This is a genomic window from Virgibacillus necropolis (genome assembly GCF_044793635.1).
Taxonomy (GTDB): domain Bacteria; phylum Bacillota; class Bacilli; order Bacillales; family Amphibacillaceae; genus Virgibacillus_F; species Virgibacillus_F necropolis_A.
The window spans coordinates 1377234-1398159 of the sequence record NZ_CP084992.1 but is presented as its reverse complement, the minus strand read 5'-3'; the positions used below and the strand labels follow the sequence as shown (position 1 = coordinate 1398159).

General features: G+C 38.3%; 17 protein-coding genes. 10 read left to right on the top strand and 7 right to left on the bottom strand.

The features are described from left to right. Positions 1-150: 150 nt before the first annotated feature. Complete coding sequence (locus tag LG329_RS06845; RefSeq protein ID WP_404455078.1) at positions 151-1332, top strand: CdaR family transcriptional regulator; 1182 nt, start codon at positions 151-153, stop codon at positions 1330-1332. 210 nt (positions 1333-1542) lie between these two features. Further along, positions 1543-1920, top strand: coding sequence for a hypothetical protein (locus LG329_RS06840; RefSeq protein ID WP_404455076.1), 378 nt, complete (start codon positions 1543-1545; stop codon positions 1918-1920). 123 nt (positions 1921-2043) lie between these two features. On the opposite strand, the gene LG329_RS06835 is transcribed toward LG329_RS06840, so the two are convergent. From LG329_RS06835 to LG329_RS06815, 5 genes are all read right to left on the bottom strand, one after another. After that, positions 2044-3303 carry a glutamate-5-semialdehyde dehydrogenase gene (locus LG329_RS06835; RefSeq protein WP_404455074.1) on the bottom strand — a complete coding sequence of 420 codons (1260 nt, stop codon included), beginning with the start codon at positions 3301-3303 and terminating at the stop codon, positions 2044-2046. Between the two features lie 13 nt (positions 3304-3316). Next, positions 3317-4459, bottom strand: a complete 1143-nt coding sequence (gene proB / locus LG329_RS06830) for a glutamate 5-kinase (protein ID WP_404455070.1) — start codon at positions 4457-4459, stop codon at positions 3317-3319. Positions 4460-4905: 446 nt separating this feature from the next. After that, complete coding sequence (locus LG329_RS06825) at positions 4906-5037, bottom strand: hypothetical protein (RefSeq protein ID WP_404455068.1); 132 nt, start codon at positions 5035-5037, stop codon at positions 4906-4908. Further along, positions 5030-5206 carry a hypothetical protein gene (locus tag LG329_RS06820; protein WP_404455065.1) on the bottom strand — a complete coding sequence of 59 codons (177 nt, stop codon included), beginning with the start codon at positions 5204-5206 and terminating at the stop codon, positions 5030-5032. Before LG329_RS06820 ends, LG329_RS06825 begins: the two co-directional genes overlap by 8 nt. 796 nt (positions 5207-6002) lie before the next feature. Then, positions 6003-7397 (bottom strand): hypothetical protein, encoded by a 1395-nt coding sequence (locus LG329_RS06815; RefSeq protein WP_404455062.1) that lies wholly within the window; start codon positions 7395-7397, stop codon positions 6003-6005. A gap of 402 nt (positions 7398-7799) precedes the next feature. Here LG329_RS06815 and LG329_RS06810 point away from each other — a divergent pair, with 402 nt between their 5' ends. The 5 genes from LG329_RS06810 (at position 7800) to LG329_RS06790 (ending at position 13961) form a co-directional block, all read left to right on the top strand. Then, on the top strand, positions 7800-9047 hold the full coding sequence (locus LG329_RS06810) for a Zn-dependent hydrolase (RefSeq protein ID WP_404455059.1): 1248 nt from the start codon (positions 7800-7802) through the stop codon (positions 9045-9047). A gap of 69 nt (positions 9048-9116) precedes the next feature. After that, entirely contained in the window at positions 9117-10493 is a 1377-nt protein-coding gene (locus LG329_RS06805) for an NAD(P)-dependent oxidoreductase (RefSeq protein WP_404456451.1), read from the top strand. A gap of 32 nt (positions 10494-10525) precedes the next feature. Next, on the top strand, positions 10526-11806 hold the full coding sequence (gene preA / locus LG329_RS06800) for an NAD-dependent dihydropyrimidine dehydrogenase subunit PreA (RefSeq protein WP_404455056.1): 1281 nt from the start codon (positions 10526-10528) through the stop codon (positions 11804-11806). A 20-nt stretch (positions 11807-11826) separates the two neighbouring features. Continuing rightward, positions 11827-13239: a dihydropyrimidinase gene (gene hydA / locus LG329_RS06795; protein ID WP_404455053.1), complete on the top strand. Its 1413-nt coding sequence runs from the start codon at positions 11827-11829 to the stop codon at positions 13237-13239. A gap of 485 nt (positions 13240-13724) precedes the next feature. Continuing rightward, a complete protein-coding gene (locus LG329_RS06790) occupies positions 13725-13961 on the top strand; it encodes a hypothetical protein (protein ID WP_404455050.1) in 237 nt (78 codons plus the stop codon). Positions 13962-14123: 162 nt separating this feature from the next. Here the strand turns inward: LG329_RS06790 and LG329_RS06785 are convergent, their stop codons facing one another. Together LG329_RS06785 and LG329_RS06780 are read right to left on the bottom strand one after the other, a co-directional pair. Further along, entirely contained in the window at positions 14124-15590 is a 1467-nt protein-coding gene (locus LG329_RS06785) for an NCS1 family transporter (RefSeq protein ID WP_404455047.1), read from the bottom strand. A gap of 376 nt (positions 15591-15966) precedes the next feature. Next, a complete protein-coding gene (locus LG329_RS06780; protein WP_404455044.1) occupies positions 15967-17598 on the bottom strand; it encodes a PucR family transcriptional regulator in 1632 nt (543 codons plus the stop codon). Between the two features lie 237 nt (positions 17599-17835). On the opposite strand from LG329_RS06780, the gene LG329_RS06775 reads away from it, so the two are divergent. The 3 genes from LG329_RS06775 to LG329_RS06765 all read left to right on the top strand — a co-directional run bounded on the left by LG329_RS06775 (position 17836) and on the right by LG329_RS06765 (position 20926). Then, entirely contained in the window at positions 17836-19194 is a 1359-nt protein-coding gene (locus LG329_RS06775) for an aspartate aminotransferase family protein (protein ID WP_404455041.1), read from the top strand. A gap of 51 nt (positions 19195-19245) precedes the next feature. Further along, a complete protein-coding gene (locus tag LG329_RS06770; protein ID WP_404455038.1) occupies positions 19246-20706 on the top strand; it encodes a CoA-acylating methylmalonate-semialdehyde dehydrogenase in 1461 nt (486 codons plus the stop codon). A 67-nt stretch (positions 20707-20773) separates the two neighbouring features. Further along, complete coding sequence (locus tag LG329_RS06765; RefSeq protein ID WP_404455036.1) at positions 20774-20926, top strand: hypothetical protein; 153 nt, start codon at positions 20774-20776, stop codon at positions 20924-20926.

Genomic DNA, 20926 nt, shown 5'->3' with positions numbered 1-20926 from the left:
CACTAATTAGATACCACCTAGATTATATTTAGTTATAACGTACAACCACTGTTAAAATCTATGGTCACTTTACACAAAAAATAATTGATTTCTATAATTTTAAAAATTGTGATAATATAAAAGTGACGGAAAGTACGGGAGGATATCGTGATGGATGGATTCGTTCAATTTGCACAAAAGACAGTGAAAGCGGTTTCAGAAATTTTATCTTTTCCAATTAGTGTAAGCGATGAACGAGGTTATATAATTGGGGATACAAATTCATCGCGAATTGGAACCGTCCATATGCCATCAATTGAAGTTATGAAGGCGAATAAGGTTATCCTGTTTACGGAAGATAAAGCATCCAGAATGGACAATGTATTACCAGGGGTTGCTGTTCCATTGAATTTTGACAACAAACCTGTTGGTGTACTTGGTATAATTGGCGACCCCGATGAGGTTGAATCGTACGCATACTTGGTTAAAAAATATGTAGAGATGATGTGGCAGGAAACACTGCATGTCCAAATCGAAAATTTAGAAACAATGACATTGGAATCGTTTGTGCAATATATATTGTTAAACAAATCTATAAACCGCAATCAAATTAATCACTATTGTAAATTGCTTACGATAAATTCAGAGGTTAAACGAATTTGCATTATAGTTGATATCGGTAATTACCTATTAAAAAATGTACAATTTAATGATGGAACTATTCCGCGTGACCGCTTGAAGAAAACCTTACTAGATTGTGTTGTGCGAACATTTGATAAGCATCAACAAGATATATGTGCTTTTTTAAATACAGAGAGGATCGTATTTCTAAAATCTATCGAAAGTGAAGATGACTTTTTACACTTTATGGTGGGGTTCTGGGACAGATGTGAAAAGCTGTTGGAAATGTTTAGCGTATATAAAGTTGACGATGTAACCATTGCCTCCGGGAACCTTTTTCCTTCCATTGATAGTCTCAATCAATCCTACGAGCAGGCGGATTGGCTGATCAGATATGGAAACAAATCATCGATTACTCCTAAAATTTACTCTTATTATGACTGGAATATACTGATTGATATTCTCCCACATCAAATAGATTCGAAAATGCAAAAGATATTAGTACAACGGTTAAAATCGCTGATAAATAATGAAGCTTTTACAGATCTTAAACATAATTTTATAACCTATTGCAACCATAATATGAACATTAGTAAAGCAGCAAAAGCATTGTTTATCCACAGAAACACGTTAATTTACCGATTGAAAAAAATCGATAATCTTACTGGACTATGTACGAGCAAGTTTGAACATTGCACGTTGCTGTATTTTGTGTTGAAGGAAGATGGGTAGGTGCTTGGTAAGAAACTTGTAAAATTAACTTTTGTCGTGCATCTAGCGATTAAATCTTAAATTTATCCGACTAAAAATTAATTTTCATCAGAAGTAACTTAATGAAATACATTTTCTATCCTGCAATAAGAGATTTTCCTAGTGTGACTTTTTTACTGATATGGTCTATCTTTTAATTAGAATTAGAATACAAGCAAAGGAGTAATCCCTATGGAAAATAGTGGGCTTCTAGATGTGATTTTGAAACAACAAAATGAGTTTCAAAAAGAAATAAGGGTAGAATTCACGACTGTGAAAGATGACCTAAAAAGGCATGAAAAAAGTCTGTATAGTATGGAAGAAACACAAGATCAACGCTTTGCTAGTATGGAAGATCGTTTTAATGGACTAGATAAAAAAGTGGATATACTTACTTTGCAAACAACCAATGCATTTGAAAAATTGTTAGACAAATTAACACATATGGATGAAAAATTGGATAAAAGTATCGTATCAAAACATGAATTTGATTTTATTTTGGATAAGGTCCATTACCTGGAAAAGGAAGTTTTTAAACTAAAAAATGATAAATTTAAGTTAAAGCCGTAAAAGAATTGCAGGTTGAGACGAAAAGATTAGCCCGATTGCAAAAGAATATACCCACCGTCGTCCATCCTACTAAAAAAGCTTGGAGAACTATCACAGTCTCCAAGCTACTTTCAATTTTACCTTCTATCTAATCTGTCCGGTCCCATGCATTAAATACTTCACCGTTGTTAGGGCTGGTAGTCCCATTGGTCCACGTGCGTGCAATTTCTGTGTTGAAATTCCAATCTCTGCACCAAAACCTAGAGCAGATCCATCCGTAAAACGAGTCGATGCGTTATGGTATAATGCAGCAGCATCAACTAGTTTCATAAATGTTTCAGCAGTCTTCGCATTCTCGGTGACAATCGATTCTGAGTGTTTTGTGCCATAATCTTCAATATGCTGAATGGCTTCAGTCACGTTATCGACTGTTTTGATAGCGATGTCTTTGCTTAAAAATTCATTTGCCCAGTCGCTCTCATTGGCAGGAACTGCACCAGGTACATGTTGCACAATGGTGCTGTCACCATGGACATTGATTTCATTATCTTGTAGTGCTTTAATCAGTTCATCTTTATTTGCTTCAAGCCAGTCTTTATGGATGATAGTAGTTTCTAACGCATTACATACAGCAGGGCGGTCTGTTTTGGCGTTAACTAGAATAGCTAATGCTTTCTGTACATCTGCCTCTGCATCAATATAAAGGTGACAATTTCCAACACCTGTTTCTAATACTGGAACTGTAGCATTATTCACAACTGCTTGTATCAACGACCCACCTCCACGAGGAATGAGTACATCAATATGTTCTTTCATGGTAAATAATTGTTGTGTTGCTTCGCGGTCAGTGCTCGCAATAAACTGAACAGCATTGCTAGGAATTTTGGTTTGTTCTAAACCGCGGTGCATGACTTCTACAATTGTCTTATTAGAATTAATTGCAGAAGAGCCACCTTTAAGGACAATTGCGTTACCTGATTTTAGTGCTAGACCAGTAGCGTCGACCGTTACGTTAGGACGTGCTTCGTAAATCATGCCAATAACACCAAGTGGTACGGTAACTTTTTGAACGTTTATTCCATTATCAAGCGTCCAATCAGAATTAACAATACCGGTAGGATCGTCTAGTTTAGCCACTTGTCGTAGACCTTCAGCAAAATCTTCAATACGTTCCTTGGTAAGTGTCAAACGATCGATAAACGCTGCGTCAAATCCTTTTTGGCGTCCGTTTTTTAAGTCCTCTTCATTAGCTTGTAAAATTGTTTCATATTCATTATCTAATGTGTCAGCAAGCGTGTGTAGTGCTTCGTTTTTTTCTTCCGTTGTTAATATAGATAAAGTTTTAGCAGCTTTCTTGGCAAGTTTTGCTTGTTCTTCTACGTTCACATTTGTCGTTACTGTCATCCAATCCCTCCAATTAATTAGTTATTAATTCACTTACAGGTACTTTTGCATCTAAATGACACACAAGGTGTTTACTTTCAATCGCAGCTTTTTCATTGTTATTCTTTTCAATTTCAGGTTGGTTAATTAATTTACTCAAGGATTCTGAAGAGTAGTTCACAACACCAAGGCCAATTACTTCACCTTGAACATCATAAATTTTTACAACGGCTCCTTTATCAAAGCGACCGCTTACCGTGTGTATATCTGTTGGAGCTATACTACTTTGATTGATTATTGCTTCTCTTGCAGTATCGTTCACCGTTACTTTACCTTCAGGTCCCGAGTTGAACGCGATCCATTGTTTTTTTCGATTTAAATTTTGGATGTCTTCTTTCGGTTCAAAATACGTCCCTTTTGCATCGTGATAGGCCGCATCATACAAAATATTCTTGGTTGCCGTTTTTCCTAAAAAGGAAGATATTCCTGATGCCATTGCGATTTTAACAGCGTCTATTTTTGATTTCATTCCGCCTGTGCCGTTTGCGCTACCAGGATCACCAGCAGCAGCTTCAATAGCTGGCGTGATCGCATTTACTTCGTGAAGCAACTTAGCATTTGGATCTTTACGTGGGTCTGCATCATACAAACCGTCTATATCAGAGAGAATAATTAATTGATCGGCATCAACTAGCCCTGCAACTTTGGCGGATAGTGTATCGTTATCGCCAAATTTCAAAAAGTCCATCGAAATCGTGTCATTTTCATTTACAATTGGTACAATTCCTCTTTCTAATAACACATTGATGGTTTTCCTTGCGTTGTTATATCGATTCTCGTCTGAAAAATCATCACGGGTGATTAATATTTGTGAAGCCACATATCCATGTGACATGAAGATGTCAGAGTAGGTTTCAACAAGTAGTCCCTGACCAATAGAAGCAGATGCTTGTTTTTCAGGTAATGATTCTGGACGGGTGAGACAACCTAGTTTGCGGTATCCTGCTGCCACAGCCCCAGAGGAAACGAGTAGTATTTCATGACCGTCTTCTTTTAACCGAACAACTTCATCAACAAGTTTCTCGAGTTTTCTCCGGCTTACCTCTCCATTTATGCTTGTAAGGGAACTACTCCCAATTTTAATTACGATGCGTTTTGCCTCAATATCCTGAGTCAAGTCAACACTCCTTCTAATCTTAATTCTTGATGTAATAATATAAATTTATATGTTTTTTTATTTGGGTAACTCGGTTTTGTTTGCCGTAGTTAGAATAACATTTCATATTTATACTTCAAGGGTTTTTAGGTAAGTCGGGTGCATATAAGCGAGATAGTAATGGTAAGCGCTGTCATTTGGAGATATATACTTCTTATCAGTCCAGAGATGCTCTCATACTCTTTAATCCGTATAAATGGGACTTTAAAAATCGGAAAAACTTCGGTTGTTATTGCTAATCGGAAAATTTTTGATATTAGTATATGGGAAGTTAAAAATGTATTTGAGTAAAGATATTTTACAAAAGATGCTATAAAAAAAGCCTTACCTGATAAAAATCGGTAAGGCATTGATTAATGTTCTAAATAAGGATAGTATTCGCATGTTTTAATCTGAGTCTCTAGCTATTATTTCTTGCTGTTAGGCCAAAACTTTTTAATAACTTCATCTCTTATTCCGCCATCTGATAACTCTTCTGAAAATTCATGATCTCTTTTGTTGGTTGATTGATCTTTTTCTTTATTTTGCTTCTTATTCATTTTGATGATCCTGGCCTGATAAATACGAATTCTCTCCTGGTGCAAAGTTTACATTTTGAAGATTAATTTCTTCATCCTGAGGATGGGATGTTGTATGCTCCACCTCTGGAATATTTTTTCTTTCAATTTCCTTTTTCTTTGTGTCTGTTGATTTCTTCTTTTCATCCATTCATTATTCTCCTTTCAAATTTTATTAAACAATGAGGTATTTCCCTCCGTTAGTAGTTTGTCAAAAAATAAAAAAGATATGAATGGTGAAAAGTTGGAATTTAGTAAGCTTACAACTATTATCGAATACCATTAGAATTAGGTGGCACAAATTTTTGAATTAGATGCCACTCAATCCATGGCAAATGCGATTATAGAAGTGAATAGACAGGCTATGATTTCATTAATATTAATTTTTTTTTTTTGCGCTTTTCGACATAATTTCTATCTACGTTAGATCTATAGTACTGATAATGGAAACAAGTTACTAGGCAGCCGCAGCCCCGTATACACTTCGCGCACCTTAGGGCGGCTGGTGAGCCTCCTTGTGCTAACGCATCTCACCGATGCCTTTCCTCGAGGCTACTGAAAAAGTTAAATATAGTACTAAATATGTGGATCAACCATCGCATATTCGAATATACTTCGCGCACCTTAGGGCGAGTGTCAAGCCTCCTCGGACTGCCGTCCTCCGGCGTCTCGCCGATCTCTTGCTTCCCGCAGGAGTCTCCGTATATTCGAAATGCTAAGTTAAGGTGTAAAGTTAAATTTTTAAAATCCACCACTTTTTCAGTGGCCTTGCCTTTCCTCCCGTAGAAGTCTACGTGTATACGGGCAAAGAAGACACTACGAAAACGTAAGTTTGAGTAGATGTCTCACTTGTACCCGGAGTGCTATTGCTGCCGCCCAGAGCGATCCTGGACGGCAGCAATAGCACATGTCTTTGGAAATAAACCTACTTTTAGAAACAGCCTTTTCTAAGACCGCTTCACCATGTCAATATAAAGTTGCTGGTAGGCTTTATGTTCCGCTTCCATTCCTACTTCGTGATAAAGCTTTGCTAGCCATTGGACGGGCTTCGGGTCATTTTCACGGAGTTCCATGTCCCAGCTCATACATTCAATAGCTAATTTGGGATGATGGAAGTAATGGTAGAGTTCGCCAAGACTTCGTTGTTGATTTGGATCATCGGCGATAAGGTTCATTTCGTCAATCTTTTGTAATACCTCTTTTGTAATCGGAATATCTCTGAGTGGTTGTGCCCAATCCTGTATGTAAGAAAGGGTATGCTCGTTTAATAATGAGGAAACAGCCTGATGCAGAATATCAGTTGCTTGATCATCTTTTGATTTAGATAAGGTAAGGATCAGTTTTTGTAACCCTTCTGGAGGGACAGAGCCGGGCGTGATCCCTTTCTTTTTTACAATCCTGATTAATTCTTGAGAGTGGGATGGTTCTAATGAAAGCTCATATTTATTTATTAATGTTAAAACATCTTCCAGTTTTTCATGCTCGATATAGGCGTTCATTAAATCTATATACAGCGGTTCAATAGTAAGGCCGCGTTTGTATAAATCTTCTAGGAAATGTAGCATGTTTTCGCCATTACCATGTTCATCTATCAGGGATTTGAGTGCATGATAATCATCCGCTTTTTGTGTATGAACTACTCGGGTTATGTAGATTGCGATAATATCTATCCAACGGTCCTGCTCTTGATATAAGGTAAACAGCTTTTGAAAAGGTTTATCGTTGTGTTTAGTAGAATATAATTTTTTCTCTACATAAATGGGGTCTCTTCCTAGTATTGTCTCATCCCCTTGTTTGTAAAGGTCATCGTATTTGGTAAATTCCATGTCGCCTGAAAAGGCAGTAACTAAACTATGGTTTGGTGCAAGGTCTTTAAGAATATGCAGAATGCGATAGCAGGATAATAATTTCCCGTCCCGACGTTCCTTATAGAATAGAGTTTTGATGAAATTAGCTAATTTATCTTTTTTAATAAAGGATTCAAAGTAGCTGGCTATTAAAGCAGTTTCTTGAAGTGTGTGCTGCTGCTGAAGTTTTTTAAAAAGAACATTGAAATCCTGTTTCTTAAAATGTGGATAGGGGGAGACCACGGTTTCAACCAATGGGTGGGCAGGGTGCAGTGTGACACCTTTATTAAACGAATCCATCACATGGGAACGTGTGGGGGTTTTCTTAGGTGTTATATAGTTTAAATACTGTTCTTTATAAAAAAAGATATAGTAGGTTTGATCATGTTCGTCTGTTGCCTCAACAATTTTACTTTGTTTATAGATAGACATGCGTCTTAATTCTAATTGGTGGGATTGCTGCTTATCTCTTACAATGATTGCTGGATTTGGCATGATTACCCTCCTTATTGTTACCTTTATCATACCATAAAAGAAGCGGGAACTGGTTATGAATTAGTGTAAGGTAACATTGGCCTTGGACTAAATGTTAAATAAAGTAATAGATTCCTATACATATTGTACATTGTGATCATTTTTTCTCTATTGTAGAGTTAAAAATATATAATTCTCAATTTTGAATTTTCTATATGCAATATAGGGAGCTATTATTGTGATGGGATTTTTTTATTCTTTTTTAACAAATTGAGGGATAAAAATTTTAACTGAAAGTAACAGAATTTTTAGAAGAAACACGAAAATTTATAGAATAACATGGTAGATTGTGTAATAATTAAATGAATAGGTATTGGAATATACCGAAAATTTGATTTTGAAAATAAAAGGGGAGGTTGTTAAATGAGAAAAGAAGGTTTGTTAATTAATGGTGAAAGACTTAAAAATACGATGGAACGTTTTGCCGATTTTGGACGGACCGAAAACAATGGAGTAACTCGTCTAGCGTTATCTGAAGAAGATGGCTTGGTGCGGAACTTTTTTTGTTCTTGTTGTGAAGAGTTAGGCCTATCTGTAAAGATTGATGACATGGGGAATACTTATGCAACTCTTGAAGGTGTCGAGGATAAACCACCTATCGTTATAGGATCACATTTAGACTCCGTAAAGAAAGGCGGCAGATTCGATGGAGTACTAGGTGTACTAGCCGGATTAGAAGTAATTCGAACGTTAGTGGAGAACGGGATTAAACCACAAATTCCAATCACAGTTGCAAACATTACCAATGAAGAAGGAGCAAGATTTGAGCCATCAATGATGTCATCAGGAGTTCTTTCAGGAAAATTTGATAAGTCGACTATGATGGAAAAAGTGGATGCAGACGGAGTCACTTTTAGGGAAGCACTGCGGTCCATTGGGTACGCTGGTGACTACGAGAACCGTCTTGAAGAAGCTACAGCATTTTTAGAATTACATATTGAACAAGGTCCAATTCTTGAAAGGGAAGCTATTTCTATTGGAGTTGTTGAATGTGTACTTGGAATGGTTTGTTATGAAATAGAAGTAACTGGTGAATCCGATCATGCAGGAACAACTCCTATGGACATGAGAAAAGATGCTCTCTTCGGGACAAATAATTTAATTACAGAAGCCCGCAAGAAATTGAGTGCTCTTGATAATAAATTAGTGTATACAATGGGAAGATTGAATGTTTACCCGAATGTACACACGGTAATCCCGAATAAAGTTGTCCTTTCACTGGAAGCAAGGCACCAGGACCCTGAAACTATTAGCCAAGTTGAGAACATTATCCAAGAACTTACGCAATCTTCTTCGAAAGAGGGTTGTGATGTTAAAGTTACAAAATTATGGGGAAGGGATACTGTCTGGTTCAATAAAGAAGTGGTTGATTTACTAGAGGAATCAACTAAGTCCTTAGGTTATTCCTATAAAAAAATGGTTAGTGGAGCAGGTCATGATGCACAGTTTTTAGCGGGTTATATCCCTTCTGCAATGATTTTCGTCCCAAGTATTAATGGGAAAAGTCATGCCGAAGATGAGTTGACTGAGTGGGAAGATTGTGAAAAAGGGGTTAATGTTTTACTGGAAACTGCATTGACAATGTCAACAAGCGGGAAGCACAGCTATTGATTTTTAAACAGAATATAAAATGATCTATTCTTGGCCACATGTAAAAATGAGGAGGACGTCATTATGCATATGAACCGATTTAGGGATAAAACGACTTCACTGAAGGACTTATCACTTAATTTCAATGAGATCGAACCTGATTTATCGCCTAAGGAAGCAATGGATGAATCAAATCGATGTCTGTATTGTTACGATGCACCTTGTATTACAGCCTGTCCAACTGACATTAATATTCCATCCTTTATTAAAAAGATTGCATCTGGAAATATGAAAGGATCAGCTAAAGTCATTATGGAAGCTAATCCAGTGGGAGCAAGTTGCGCACGAGTATGTCCTACAGAAGACTTGTGTGAGGGTGCCTGTGTGTTGAACGATGCCTCTCTACCAATAATGATTGGGAATTTACAGCGGCATGCAACAAACTGGGCGATAAAGAATAATGAACAACTGTTCAAAGCTGGTGAAAATAACGGAAAATCTGTCGCAATTGTAGGTGGTGGACCTGCTGGATTGTCTGCAGCCCGGGAACTTGCCCGTCTTGGGTTTAAAGTAACTATTTTTGAAGCGAAAGAAAAAGCCGGTGGACTTGATACATTCGGTATTGTTTCGTTCCGTTTGCCACAGGAAGTGTCTTTATGGGAAGTGGAGCAAGTTGAAAATCTGGGTGTAGAGATCCGTACGAATACAATGATTGGCAGGGACATTTCTGTAAGCGAAATTGAAAGCGCTTACGATGCAATTGTACTTGCTGTCGGATTGTCAAAAGTGCCGATGCTTGGTATAGAAGGTGAGGATGCAAACGGCGTACTCGACGCAATTAACTTTGTTGAAACGACAAAGACACCACCGATACGTGAGGATTTTATTGGGAAGAAAGTTGCCATCATTGGTGCAGGAAACACTGCGATTGATGCCGCAACTTGTTCTGTTCGTTTAGGAGCAAGCGATGTAAAAATGCTGTACCGTCGAACGCAAGCTGAAATGACAGCATATGAATTCGAATATGAGTTTGCTAAGCAAGAGAATGTTGAATTTAGATGGTTAACCCAACCGACGAAGATTTTGACAGATAATGAAGGGAACGTTAACGGACTAGAGTGTATCCGCATGGAACTTGGCGAAGCGGATGTATCAGGTCGCCGACGCCCATCCCCAATCAAAGATTCAGAGTTTACGATCGAGGTGGATGCGGTTATTAAGGCTATCGGACAATCACGCTTTGTGGATTTAATTGAAGAATTTGATCTCAGTCATGACCGAGGTATTGTGAATATCGATTCTGATACACATCAAACCTCAAATCCAAAAATATTCTCAGCAGGTGATGTGATTTTCGGTAACGGTCAAGGGGAAGCGATGGTCGTTGAAGCGGCAGAACAAGGGAAGCTAACCGCTTATTCTATATATAAAGAATTGATTGGTGAAAATGAAACTGTAAATGCTTAACGAATTACAAACAATTTACTGGGGGTATTTTTGTGGCAGATCTAAGTATTAATTTTGCTGGGATAAAATCACCAAATCCGTTTTGGTTGGCTTCTGCACCACCAACAAATTCAGGATATCAGGTGCAAAGAGCATTTGAAGCGGGATGGGGAGGAGCGGTTTGGAAAACACTTGGAGAACCGATATTAAATATATCCTCCCGCTTTGCGGGTACGCATTTCAATGGTCAGCGCGTTGCGGGCTTCAATAACACCGAATTAATTACTGACCGTCCACTTGAAGTAAACTTAGAGGAGATTTACGAAACTAAAAAAAGGTTTCCTAACAACCCAATCATTGCCTCATTAATGGTAGAACCGGAACAAGAAAAATGGCACGAGATTGTAAAAAGGGTAGAAGCGGTGGGGGTAGATGGATTTGAGTTAAACTTCGGCTGCCCACACGGAATGGCGGAGCGTGGCATGGGAGCAGCTTCAGGACAAGTACCTGAGCTCGTCGAGAAACAGACGATGTGGGCAAAGGAAGCAGCTAGTAAACCTGTCATTGTTAAATTAACACCGAACATTACGGATATTACCGCAACTGCATATGCAGCAGTTCAAGGCGGAGCGGATGCGATCAGTATGATTAACACAATCAATAGTCTTGCAGGCGTCGATATTGATACATGGAACACCATCCCACATGTAGCTGGGAAAGGTGCGCACGGTGGTTATTGTGGGCCTGCTGTAAAGCCAATTGCCCTTAACATGGTTGCTGAATGTGCTCGTAACTCAACGATTGATGTACCTATATCCGGAATTGGAGGGATTTCAGACTGGAGAGATGCGGTGGAATTCTTGTTAATGGGTGCAGGTGGTTTGCAAGTTTGTACAGCAGCTATGCACCACGGCTTCAGTATAGTAGAAGATATGGTTGATGGCTTAAATAATTACCTGGACGACAAGAGTATCGCATCTGTTGAAGACCTAGTTGGTAAGTCAGTTCCGAGATATTCTGACTGGGGTGATCTTGATCTTAATTATAAAACTGTAGCCCGTATTAATACGGACACGTGTATTAACTGTAATAAATGTCATATTGCTTGTGAAGACACGGCACATCAATGTATCGATATGTTAAAAGCTAAAGATGGCACTGAGTACCTGGAAGTTCGCGAAGATGACTGTGTAGGCTGTAATTTATGTTCAATTGTTTGTCCAGTAGACGGCGCAATTGACATGGTTGAGATGCTAAGCGAAGAGCCAATGACATGGAAAGAGCGTGAGGCTGCGATCAACCAACCAGCAAGTGGAATTAGTTTGGTCAAATAATTGAAGGGAGATGAGAAAGAATGAAAAAGTTAATAAAAAATGGAACAATTGTAACTGCAACTGATGAATACGAGGCTAATGTACTTATTGAAGATGGCAAGGTGACTTCAATTGGCGCCTATCTTACCGAGGATATTGATGAAGTGATTGATGCAAAAGGGGCATACCTTTTTCCAGGGGGCGTTGACCCACACACCCATTTGGATATGCCATTTGGTGGAACGGTAACTGCTGATGACTTTGAAACGGGAACGATTGCTGCGGCTTATGGAGGCACGACAACGGTTATCGATTTTTGCTTAACGAATAAAGGAGAGCCGTTAAGAAACGCCGTTAGTCATTGGCATGAAAAATCAAAAGATAAGGCAGTCATTGATTATAGTTTCCATTTAATGATTGGAGAAGTAAATGATGCTGTACTAAGTGAACTCCCTACCATTATTGAAGAAGAAGGAATTACATCTTTTAAAGTATTTATGGCATATAAAAATGTCTTTCAAGTTGATGACAGCGTACTGTTTCGTACACTTCTAACTGCAAAAGAACATGGTGCGCTGGTCATGGTTCATGCCGAAAATGGCGATGTCATTGATCACCTCGTAGCAGAGGCATTAGAAAAAGGCAACACAGATCCAATCCATCACGCATTAACAAGGCCACCAGAATTAGAAGGTGAAGCAACAGGAAGGGCGGTAGAGCTAACGGGCCTTGCAGACTCTCAATTGTACGTTGTGCATGTGACTTCTGCTGCTGCACTAGAAAAAATCACAGAAGCCCGTCGAAAAGGTTATAACGTATGGGGAGAGACATGCCCGCAGTATCTAGTATTAGACCAATCAAATTTAGAAGAGCCTAACTTTGAGGGAGCTAAGTATGTGTGTTCACCGCCATTACGTGAGAAATGGAATCAAGATGTTCTATGGAACGCGTTAAAAAACGGTCAACTGCAAACATTAGGTTCTGACCAATGCTCTTTTAACTTTGAAGGCCAGAAAGACTTAGGGAAAGGCGATTTCACGAAAATCCCTAACGGGTGTCCGATTATTGAAGATCGTTTTAGTCTGTTTTTCTCTGAAGGAGTTAAAAAAGGGCGCATTTCAATTAATCAGTTTGTTGATATGGTCTCGACGCAGCCAGCGAAGCTCTTTGGAGTGTTCCCACAAAAAGGGACGATTGCCGTCGGAAGTGATGCTGATATTGTAATTTTTGACCCAAATCGGGAACGGACATTATCTGTTGATACTCACCATATGAATGTTGATTACAACCCATTTGAAGGAATGAAGGTCACTGGTGAACCAATTTCTGTGCTATCACGAGGGGAATTTGTTATCCGCGACAAACAATTTGTTGGAAATCCAGGTGAAGGCAACTATCTAAAACGTAAACGGTTTAATACCAACAAAAAGGTAACCGAAGAATCTTTGAGTTAAGCTTTTCTAAAGTTTGTTGTTATTAAATAAGGCTCTGCTCCTTTCGTAAGGATTGTTGCTATTCAATCCACGCAGTTTATATATATAACTGCTGGTTGATTTCCGCTGCGGACCGTTGCTTTCCGCGGGCACGGCTTCAGCCTCCTCGCGGAAGACCACCGCTGTGGGGTCTTCAGACTCGTGCTGTTCCCGCAGGAGTCAACGGTCCTCCGCTCCAATCAACTGCCATAATAGTGGAAGGGGCTATATAGTACTGCTTCCAGATACCATGTTAGCGGAGGAAATACACGAAGACTCCTGCGGAAACAGCGAAGACGTTGAGACCCCGCAGTGAGCGGTTTTTGCTCGCGAGGAGGCTCAGCGCGAGCCCGCGGAAAGCGTAGTGTATTTCCGAAGCGGTATGCTATGGCGCAGTTTATATCTTTTGTGGCAAAGACAACAATATTTTAGAAAAAACTCTTGAGATAAAAAGGGGGAATTCAAAAGTGGAAAGGCCGATGTCACACCACACTGAATTTTTGGCAGAGAAGGAGAAAATCGATAATTTGTATAACAAAGGGTATCAAATTACTGCGGTTAATGAAACACTGAGTGGCGCATTTGTTGAGTTTACCCGGATTACTGAGGAAAATACGCTTGAAAAAGAAGAACTCCAACTATTAAATCCCGATACGAGAATTTATTTCTCAACCCGTATTCGGGCACAGCAAAAAGCTCAATAAGCAGGTAAGTTGGATATATATATGCTACGAATAAATAGGCTACACGCAACTGTTCAAAGTTGCGTGTAGCCTATTTAGGTTTGTTAATCTTCATTATTACTTGTAGACACACTAATGAAAGCGCATACAATTTTACGTAAGGCAATTATACGAAAGCATTTATTAGCCGGCTGCATCATCTTTTTTGTCTAATTCAACATCAGTATCTATTACCCAATCTCGTCCAACTGTAATGCCCAAGTACTTTTCATCGTCTGGATCTTCTATTTCATTCTGATTATATTTCTTGAACCACCAATACTTAGCTAATACATAATAAGCTGCTGCTCCCACAACAAATCCAATAATGAAGGAGAAATCCAAAAATAGACACGCTACTCCTCCGCCTATAATCCAGGATAAAAATCCAGCAACATTAATGCCTTTCCAATAATAGTACTGACCATCGTTTTTGTATAAATCATGGACATTTACTCTTCGTTTGCGCAATACATAATAATCTACAAACAAAACTCCTGTTATAGATGATAAAATTGCCCCGATGATTAATAAAGCTGTTAATATTACGTCCATAACATTCCATGGCTGAATGACAATCCCCACGATTCCTGCTATAAAAACAGCGACACCATAGGAAACTTTAGGTCCCCCTGCATTTGAATAAATAGCCGAAGCTGGAACAAGGTTGGCAGAAATATTTGTGGACCATTGCGTGAGAATGACCATGATCAATAACACCCATAGCATCCAACCAGTTGTACTATCCTGCAGTGCTATTACGGGATTATTTGTAGAAGCGGCGGTAAATGAAGCAGCACCAACCATAATCATGAAACATCCCGTCAATGGGAGTGCTATCACACTTCCGATTAGAGTACCTTTATTTCGCTTAAACCAATTTCTCTCAAACTTTGGTGCTTTAATATGTCTTGAAATTGTTGGAATGTCTGCACCTAAAGTAGCCCAGAATCCCATATTAGCGAACACAACAACCACAAATGCTGTTATCGTCGCAACTCCTGAAACGGGGCTTTCAACCCATGTCCATACATTTTTACCCTGTTCTAATGCCTGCGATGATAACGTACTGTACATCCAGATGGAAACAATTACAATGAATGGTACCGAAATTTCCGCAAAACGCTCTACCCATTTTATCCCGAGTGCAGTGTTTATTAGTTGAAAAAGGGCAAACACAAGAAAACAAATAAACCAGTTATCAAAACCATAGAGGATAGTTAAAATTACACTAATTGCAGTTGCGCCAAAGTAAGTATTGACCCCAAACCAAAATGATGCTGAGACAGCCCGGATAATGGAAGGGAAATGGGTTCCGATAATGCCAAATGGTGCTCTCATGTACACTGGAAATGATATTCCGTGTTCAATTCCGATATCACCAATTAACGTTATAAATATTCCGATAGCAAGCGAACCTATGAAGGTTGCCGTAACGACCCAACCTAGAGGAATGCTCTGAACTCCTGCTGCACCAATCGCGAATGTTGCCAACAGAACACTCATTCCAATCCACATGAAGAAAAAGCCGGCCGTACTTATTGACTTTTCTTTATGGGTAATTGGAAGTAAATCAGGTGACTTTAGGTAATTCCCCGTATTCCTTTTCATTTATAAACCCTCCTGTTAAGATAATCCACCTTTATTATTCTGCTAACAATAAATTCAGCAAATATATCTATCCTGAAATGTCGTTCTTGCAACAGATGAGTTGTATTAACTAAAAACAGGGGTCACGATTGTTCGTATATGATTTTACAGAATGACATGATTGTAGCTTTAAATGTGCTCAGCAGGAAATGCCCGATTTACTAATTTATTTCACCAATCCATCAATTTCTTTTTCTAATTCAAACGTCCTCCTTTTCCTTTGTATTTTGAGTTTTTGGAATTAGCAGAATATATTTCAACTATAAAGTAATTCTTGTTTAAGAACACTAAACACAATGTTAAATATGATGAAGGCTTGTTTTACATAATGTATGTACTAAACTGGTTTCAGAGTATCATTTACTAAATAATATGCCTTAATAGCAGTTTCAAGTGCCAAACGATTCATAGGCTCCATAAATCCTTGCCCGATTAGTTGTTTAATTTTTTCCAGCCGGTGGTAGAGTGTCTGTCGAACAATAAACAATCGTTCGGCGGCTATCTTTTTCGAACCCCTGCAATCTAAGTATATCTCAAGTGTTGTAAACAGTTCACTTTTCATTTCCTGGTCGTATTTTAATAGAGTTCCCAAATAGTCATCTATATAAGATTCAAGGTTTCCACTTTCCTGTAATAGTAGAAGAAGTCGGTAAACACCGATATTCTCATAAAAATATGTTTGTACCTTTTTTGACTCTTGTAAAATAAAAACGTCTCTAGCCTCTTCAAAACTTCTCGGTAGAAGCGTAATATCTTTGTAGACTTTACTTACACCAAACGTGCATTTACTGCCATCCAAGATGTTCGTTTCCTTTATATCACATATGGTTTGGATGATCTGTTTTGTCGTATCTTTTATTAGGTGCTCCTCAGCCGTAAAGGATGAAATAATTGCAATTTCATTTTTTCTAACCGACACAGCGGGGAAAAAACCATGTTGTTTAAAAAGGGATTTGATCATCATAGATCTTTGTAATTTAATTTCTTCCCAGTCCATTTCGACTAAATTTATTTCAGGGTAATTTGTTTGAATGAGAATAACCCGATAATATAAATTGATTGTCAGGGATGGGAGCACTGTCTGAAGCTCGTTTTGGTCAAAATTCTTACCTTGTAATAAATTCCGAACAAGTTCATCTTCCAGACTTTGCTTTCTTTCTTCTATTGTTCTGTTTCTCAACATAATTTGTGCGATCGCTAATGCAGCACAATCCATTACAGTAAAGAAAAACTCATTCAATAAGCTATCTTCAACTTGTAAGCATAAATAACCCCAAACCTGTCCTAGCCCCTTTACTGGAAATAAAGCAAATTTTTCTTCATTTATAGAGAAAAAACTTTGCTGCATATTTTTTTCTTTGAAACCTTTAAAGTAGGAACGTATTATTTCGTCCATGTCTTTTACTTCGGGAGGGTAATAGTAAGATTTCGTATCAACTGTAATAAATAAAGTGCTTTTTTTAAAGTTACCGTTTAGTTCTTGAAGGATTTTTAAAATGCCATTTGGTGAAAGAGAGAGCTCGTTGAACTTTCTTGATAATAAGTTTAATTGATTCAGTTCCAGATGATGTTGGTTAATAATTAATGAATGGAGGTCTTGCGTAATATCAACAAATTTGACAACTTCTTCAAATATAATGATTGGGAAATCATGTTTATCCGCTAATTCTATTATTTCGGATGAGATTTTATCGACATGGGTACCAATTTCAATACAAATACCTACCGCTTTTCTTTTTATTAATTTCTTAACATTGGTTAGTTTGGTTTGTGAATCGAGTTGTAGACCTGCACCAGTGGTTAAAATTAACTCGCCTCCATTTATTAGAGATTCGAATTTGTTCGTTTCCAAGATGTGTGTCCATTTTACCCGTTTATCCAATCCATTACTTCCAGCTATAACTTTAGCATTTCGAAAAGTATCTCTTGTAAGTACATTATTAATGGTTAATTGAAATTCACTTATCAAGTGGCATCCCTCCAATTCGTTAAGTCAAATCCCGAATAATTTAACATTATGTAAAATGACAATGTTTAAAATTGTTTGTAAAATGAATTATGAAGTATAGCTTAATTAGTGTCAACTTTAGGTAATACAAAGTCAGAAGGAAAGTGATACATGTAAGTCCTAAAAAGTAAACGCTTACAATCTTGTTAATGGACAATGAGTAAAGTCAAATTTTGTCCTGAGAAGGGAGAAGCTACAATGAAAACGGTAGAGGAAAAGAAGTTACTTGTTGAGAAAGACCGTCAAAATGTGTGGCATCATGTTTCACCGTATAATAAGAACAATCCTGCGATGGTTGTGACAGAAGCGAAAGGATCCTGGATAACTGACCATAATGGAAATAGACTTCTTGATGGCATGTCTGGACTTTGGTGTGTAAACGTTGGTTATGGAAGAGAAGAGTTGGCGCTGGCAGCATATGAACAAATGAAACAGATGGCTTATGCGCCTATGGTTCAGAGTCATGTCCCGGCAATAGAACTCGCTGAAAAGATAAATGAAATGTTGGATGACGATTATATGATTTTCTATTCCAACAGTGGTTCGGATGCAAATGAAGTGGCATTTAAAATTGCTCGCCAATACCATCATCAAAATGGAGAATCCTCGAGATATAAGTTTATTTCACGTTACCGAGCATATCACGGAAGTTCGATGGGGGCATTGTCGGCAACTGGTCAAGCATTACGAAAATACAAATACGAACCACTTTCTAATGGCTTTCTGCATGTTGCACCCCCTGATACTTACCGTCGACCTGCAGGCCAATCTGTAGAAGAATATAATTTACAAAGAGCCGAGGAATTTGAGGAAAAAATTATATGGGAACAAAAAGAGACGATTGCAGGGATTATCATGGAACCACTTATTACCGGTGGAGGGGTGTTAATTCCGCATCCGGTCTATGTGAAAAAGGTACAAGAGATCTGCGAACGACATGGTGTTTTATTAATTATTGATGAGGTTATTTGTGGCTTTGGACGAACAGGTAAGATGTTTGGTCATATGCACTATGATATAAAGCCGGATATTATTACGATGGCTAAGGGACTTACAAGTGCCTATCTACCATTGTCAGTCACGGCTGTTCGTAAAGACATCTATGAAACTTTTAAAAATAGTGAGGAAAACAGTCACTTTCGTCATATTAATACATTTGGAGGTAACCCTGCAGCCTGCGCAGTTGCCTTGAAAAATATCGAAATTATTGAAAAAGAAAACCTAGTGTCGAGAGCTGCAATTCTAGGAGAACGACTTCAAAAAGAGTTGGAAGAATTAAAAAGCCACCCAAACGTAGGTGATATTCGCAGCTTGGGATTTGTCATGGGAATTGAACTGGTAGAGGATAAGAACACAAAGGAGCCTGCAGTTGCTCAGCGAGTCGGCAAAATCATCAGCGAATGTAAGGCCAATGGATTAATCGTTGGAAAAAATGGAGATACAGTAGCAGGATATAACAATATTGTAACAATTTGTCCGCCACTTTCCAGTACGGACGAAGATTTGGAGTTCATTATTACTGTAGTAAAAAAGGTCTTTAAGCAAAACCAATCTTAAGATGTAGAAATGGTAGCTTAAACATAACAAAAAATCCAGGAGGTTATTATTATGACTCAAACAATTGTAAAGTCATTAAAGAACTATGTAGGTGGAAAATGGATTGAGGCAAAATCAGAGAAAACAGAAAGCGTATATAATCCTGCCACAGGAGAAGTAATCGCACATGTACCTATATCATCAAATGAAGACTTGGATCATGCAGTGGAAGTAGCTGATGAAGCGTTTCAAACCTGGAAAGAAGTTGCGGTTCCAAAACGTGCTCGTATTCTATTTAAATATCAACAATTGCTGGTTGAACACTGGGATGAACTAGCAGAATTGCTGACAATCGAAAATGGTAAAAGTTTAAAAGAGGCACATGGAGAAGTATTGCGTGGAATAGAATGTGTGGAGTACGCAGCAGGCGCGCCGTCGTTAATGATGGGTAATCAATTGCCTTCGATTGCAACAGATCTTGAGTCTGGTGTCTATCGCTATCCGATTGGTGTTATTGGTGGAATTACGCCATTTAACTTCCCAATGATGGTTCCAACTTGGATGTTCCCAATGGCGCTCGTTACAGGTAATACATTTGTATTGAAACCGTCTGAGCGTACGCCGGTACTTGCAAATCGTTTAGCTGAATTACTGGATGAAGCAGGATTGCCTAAAGGTGTATTCAATATTGTCCACGGCGCACATGACGTTGTAAATGGACTATTAGATCACAAAAAAGTGGCTGCTATTTCATTTGTCGGTTCTCAGCCAGTCGCTGAATACGTTTATAAACGAGGTACAGAAAATCTAAAACGTGTGCAGGCACTTGCAGGCGCAAAAAATCATTCCACTGTATTGAAAGATGCTAATTTAGAAAATGCTGCGACTCAAATTATTGGTGCAGCATTTGGTTCAGCCGGTGAACGATGCATGGCATGTTCTGTTGTAGCTGTAGAGGATTCAATTGCCGATGAACTTGTTGAAAAGCTTGTTCAAAAAGCCAATGAAATAAAAATTGGTAATGGCTTGGATGAGGGTGCATTTTTAGGCCCAGTTATTCGCGATCAACATAAAGAACGAACATTACAATATATTGAAGAAGGTGAAAAAGGAGGAGCAAAACTAATTCGTGACGGTCGTAAAGATGAATGTGTTCACCAAGAAGGCTACTTCGTGGGACCAACTATCTTTGATAATGTTACGAGTGAAATGAAAATTTGGGAAGATGAAATATTCGCTCCTGTCCTATCTATTAGTAGAGTGAAAAACCTAGATGATGCTGTAGAGCTTACAAACAAATCACGTTTTGCAAATGGTGCATGTATTTTCACAAAAGATGGTGGAAATGTACGTCAATTCCGCGAAACAATTGATGCAGGTATGATTGGTGTGAATATTGGTGTGCCTGCCCCAATGGCGTTCTTCCCATTCTCTGGCTGGAAAGATTCCTTTTATGGTGATCTACATGCGAATGGAAAAGATGGCGTTGAGTTCTATACGCGTAAGAAAGTAGTTACAACTCGCTGGGTTTAATATAGTAATGCCGATAGATTCCAATCTATCGGCTTTTTTCTAATTAATTCAAAAGGGGTGAAATGTAATGCTGAACCTTCCTGCTGAAACATTCTGGTTAATTGTTCCATGGCCATTTATTTGGTTGACTTTTGGTATAGTTATGTACTTTATACAAAGAAGAGATGACAAGCTTGAAGAAAGGTTTCTTTCAGAAACAGATGATGAGGAGATGAAATAA

Coding starts and splice junctions, on each gene's coding strand:
- LG329_RS06845 (WP_404455078.1), top strand. CDS start 151: ATGGATGGATTCGTTCAATTTGCACAAAAGACAGTGAAAGCGGTTTCA.
- LG329_RS06840 (WP_404455076.1), top strand. CDS start 1,543: ATGGAAAATAGTGGGCTTCTAGATGTGATTTTGAAACAACAAAATGAG.
- LG329_RS06835 (WP_404455074.1), bottom strand. CDS start 3,303: ATGACAGTAACGACAAATGTGAACGTAGAAGAACAAGCAAAACTTGCC.
- LG329_RS06825 (WP_404455068.1), bottom strand. CDS start 5,037: ATGAATAAGAAGCAAAATAAAGAAAAAGATCAATCAACCAACAAAAGA.
- LG329_RS06820 (WP_404455065.1), bottom strand. CDS start 5,206: ATGGATGAAAAGAAGAAATCAACAGACACAAAGAAAAAGGAAATTGAA.
- LG329_RS06815 (WP_404455062.1), bottom strand. CDS start 7,397: ATGCCAAATCCAGCAATCATTGTAAGAGATAAGCAGCAATCCCACCAA.
- LG329_RS06810 (WP_404455059.1), top strand. CDS start 7,800: ATGAGAAAAGAAGGTTTGTTAATTAATGGTGAAAGACTTAAAAATACG.
- LG329_RS06805 (WP_404456451.1), top strand. CDS start 9,117: ATGAACCGATTTAGGGATAAAACGACTTCACTGAAGGACTTATCACTT.
- hydA (WP_404455053.1), top strand. CDS start 11,827: ATGAAAAAGTTAATAAAAAATGGAACAATTGTAACTGCAACTGATGAA.
- LG329_RS06785 (WP_404455047.1), bottom strand. CDS start 15,590: ATGAAAAGGAATACGGGGAATTACCTAAAGTCACCTGATTTACTTCCA.
- LG329_RS06775 (WP_404455041.1), top strand. CDS start 17,836: ATGAAAACGGTAGAGGAAAAGAAGTTACTTGTTGAGAAAGACCGTCAA.
- LG329_RS06770 (WP_404455038.1), top strand. CDS start 19,246: ATGACTCAAACAATTGTAAAGTCATTAAAGAACTATGTAGGTGGAAAA.
- LG329_RS06765 (WP_404455036.1), top strand. CDS start 20,774: ATGCTGAACCTTCCTGCTGAAACATTCTGGTTAATTGTTCCATGGCCA.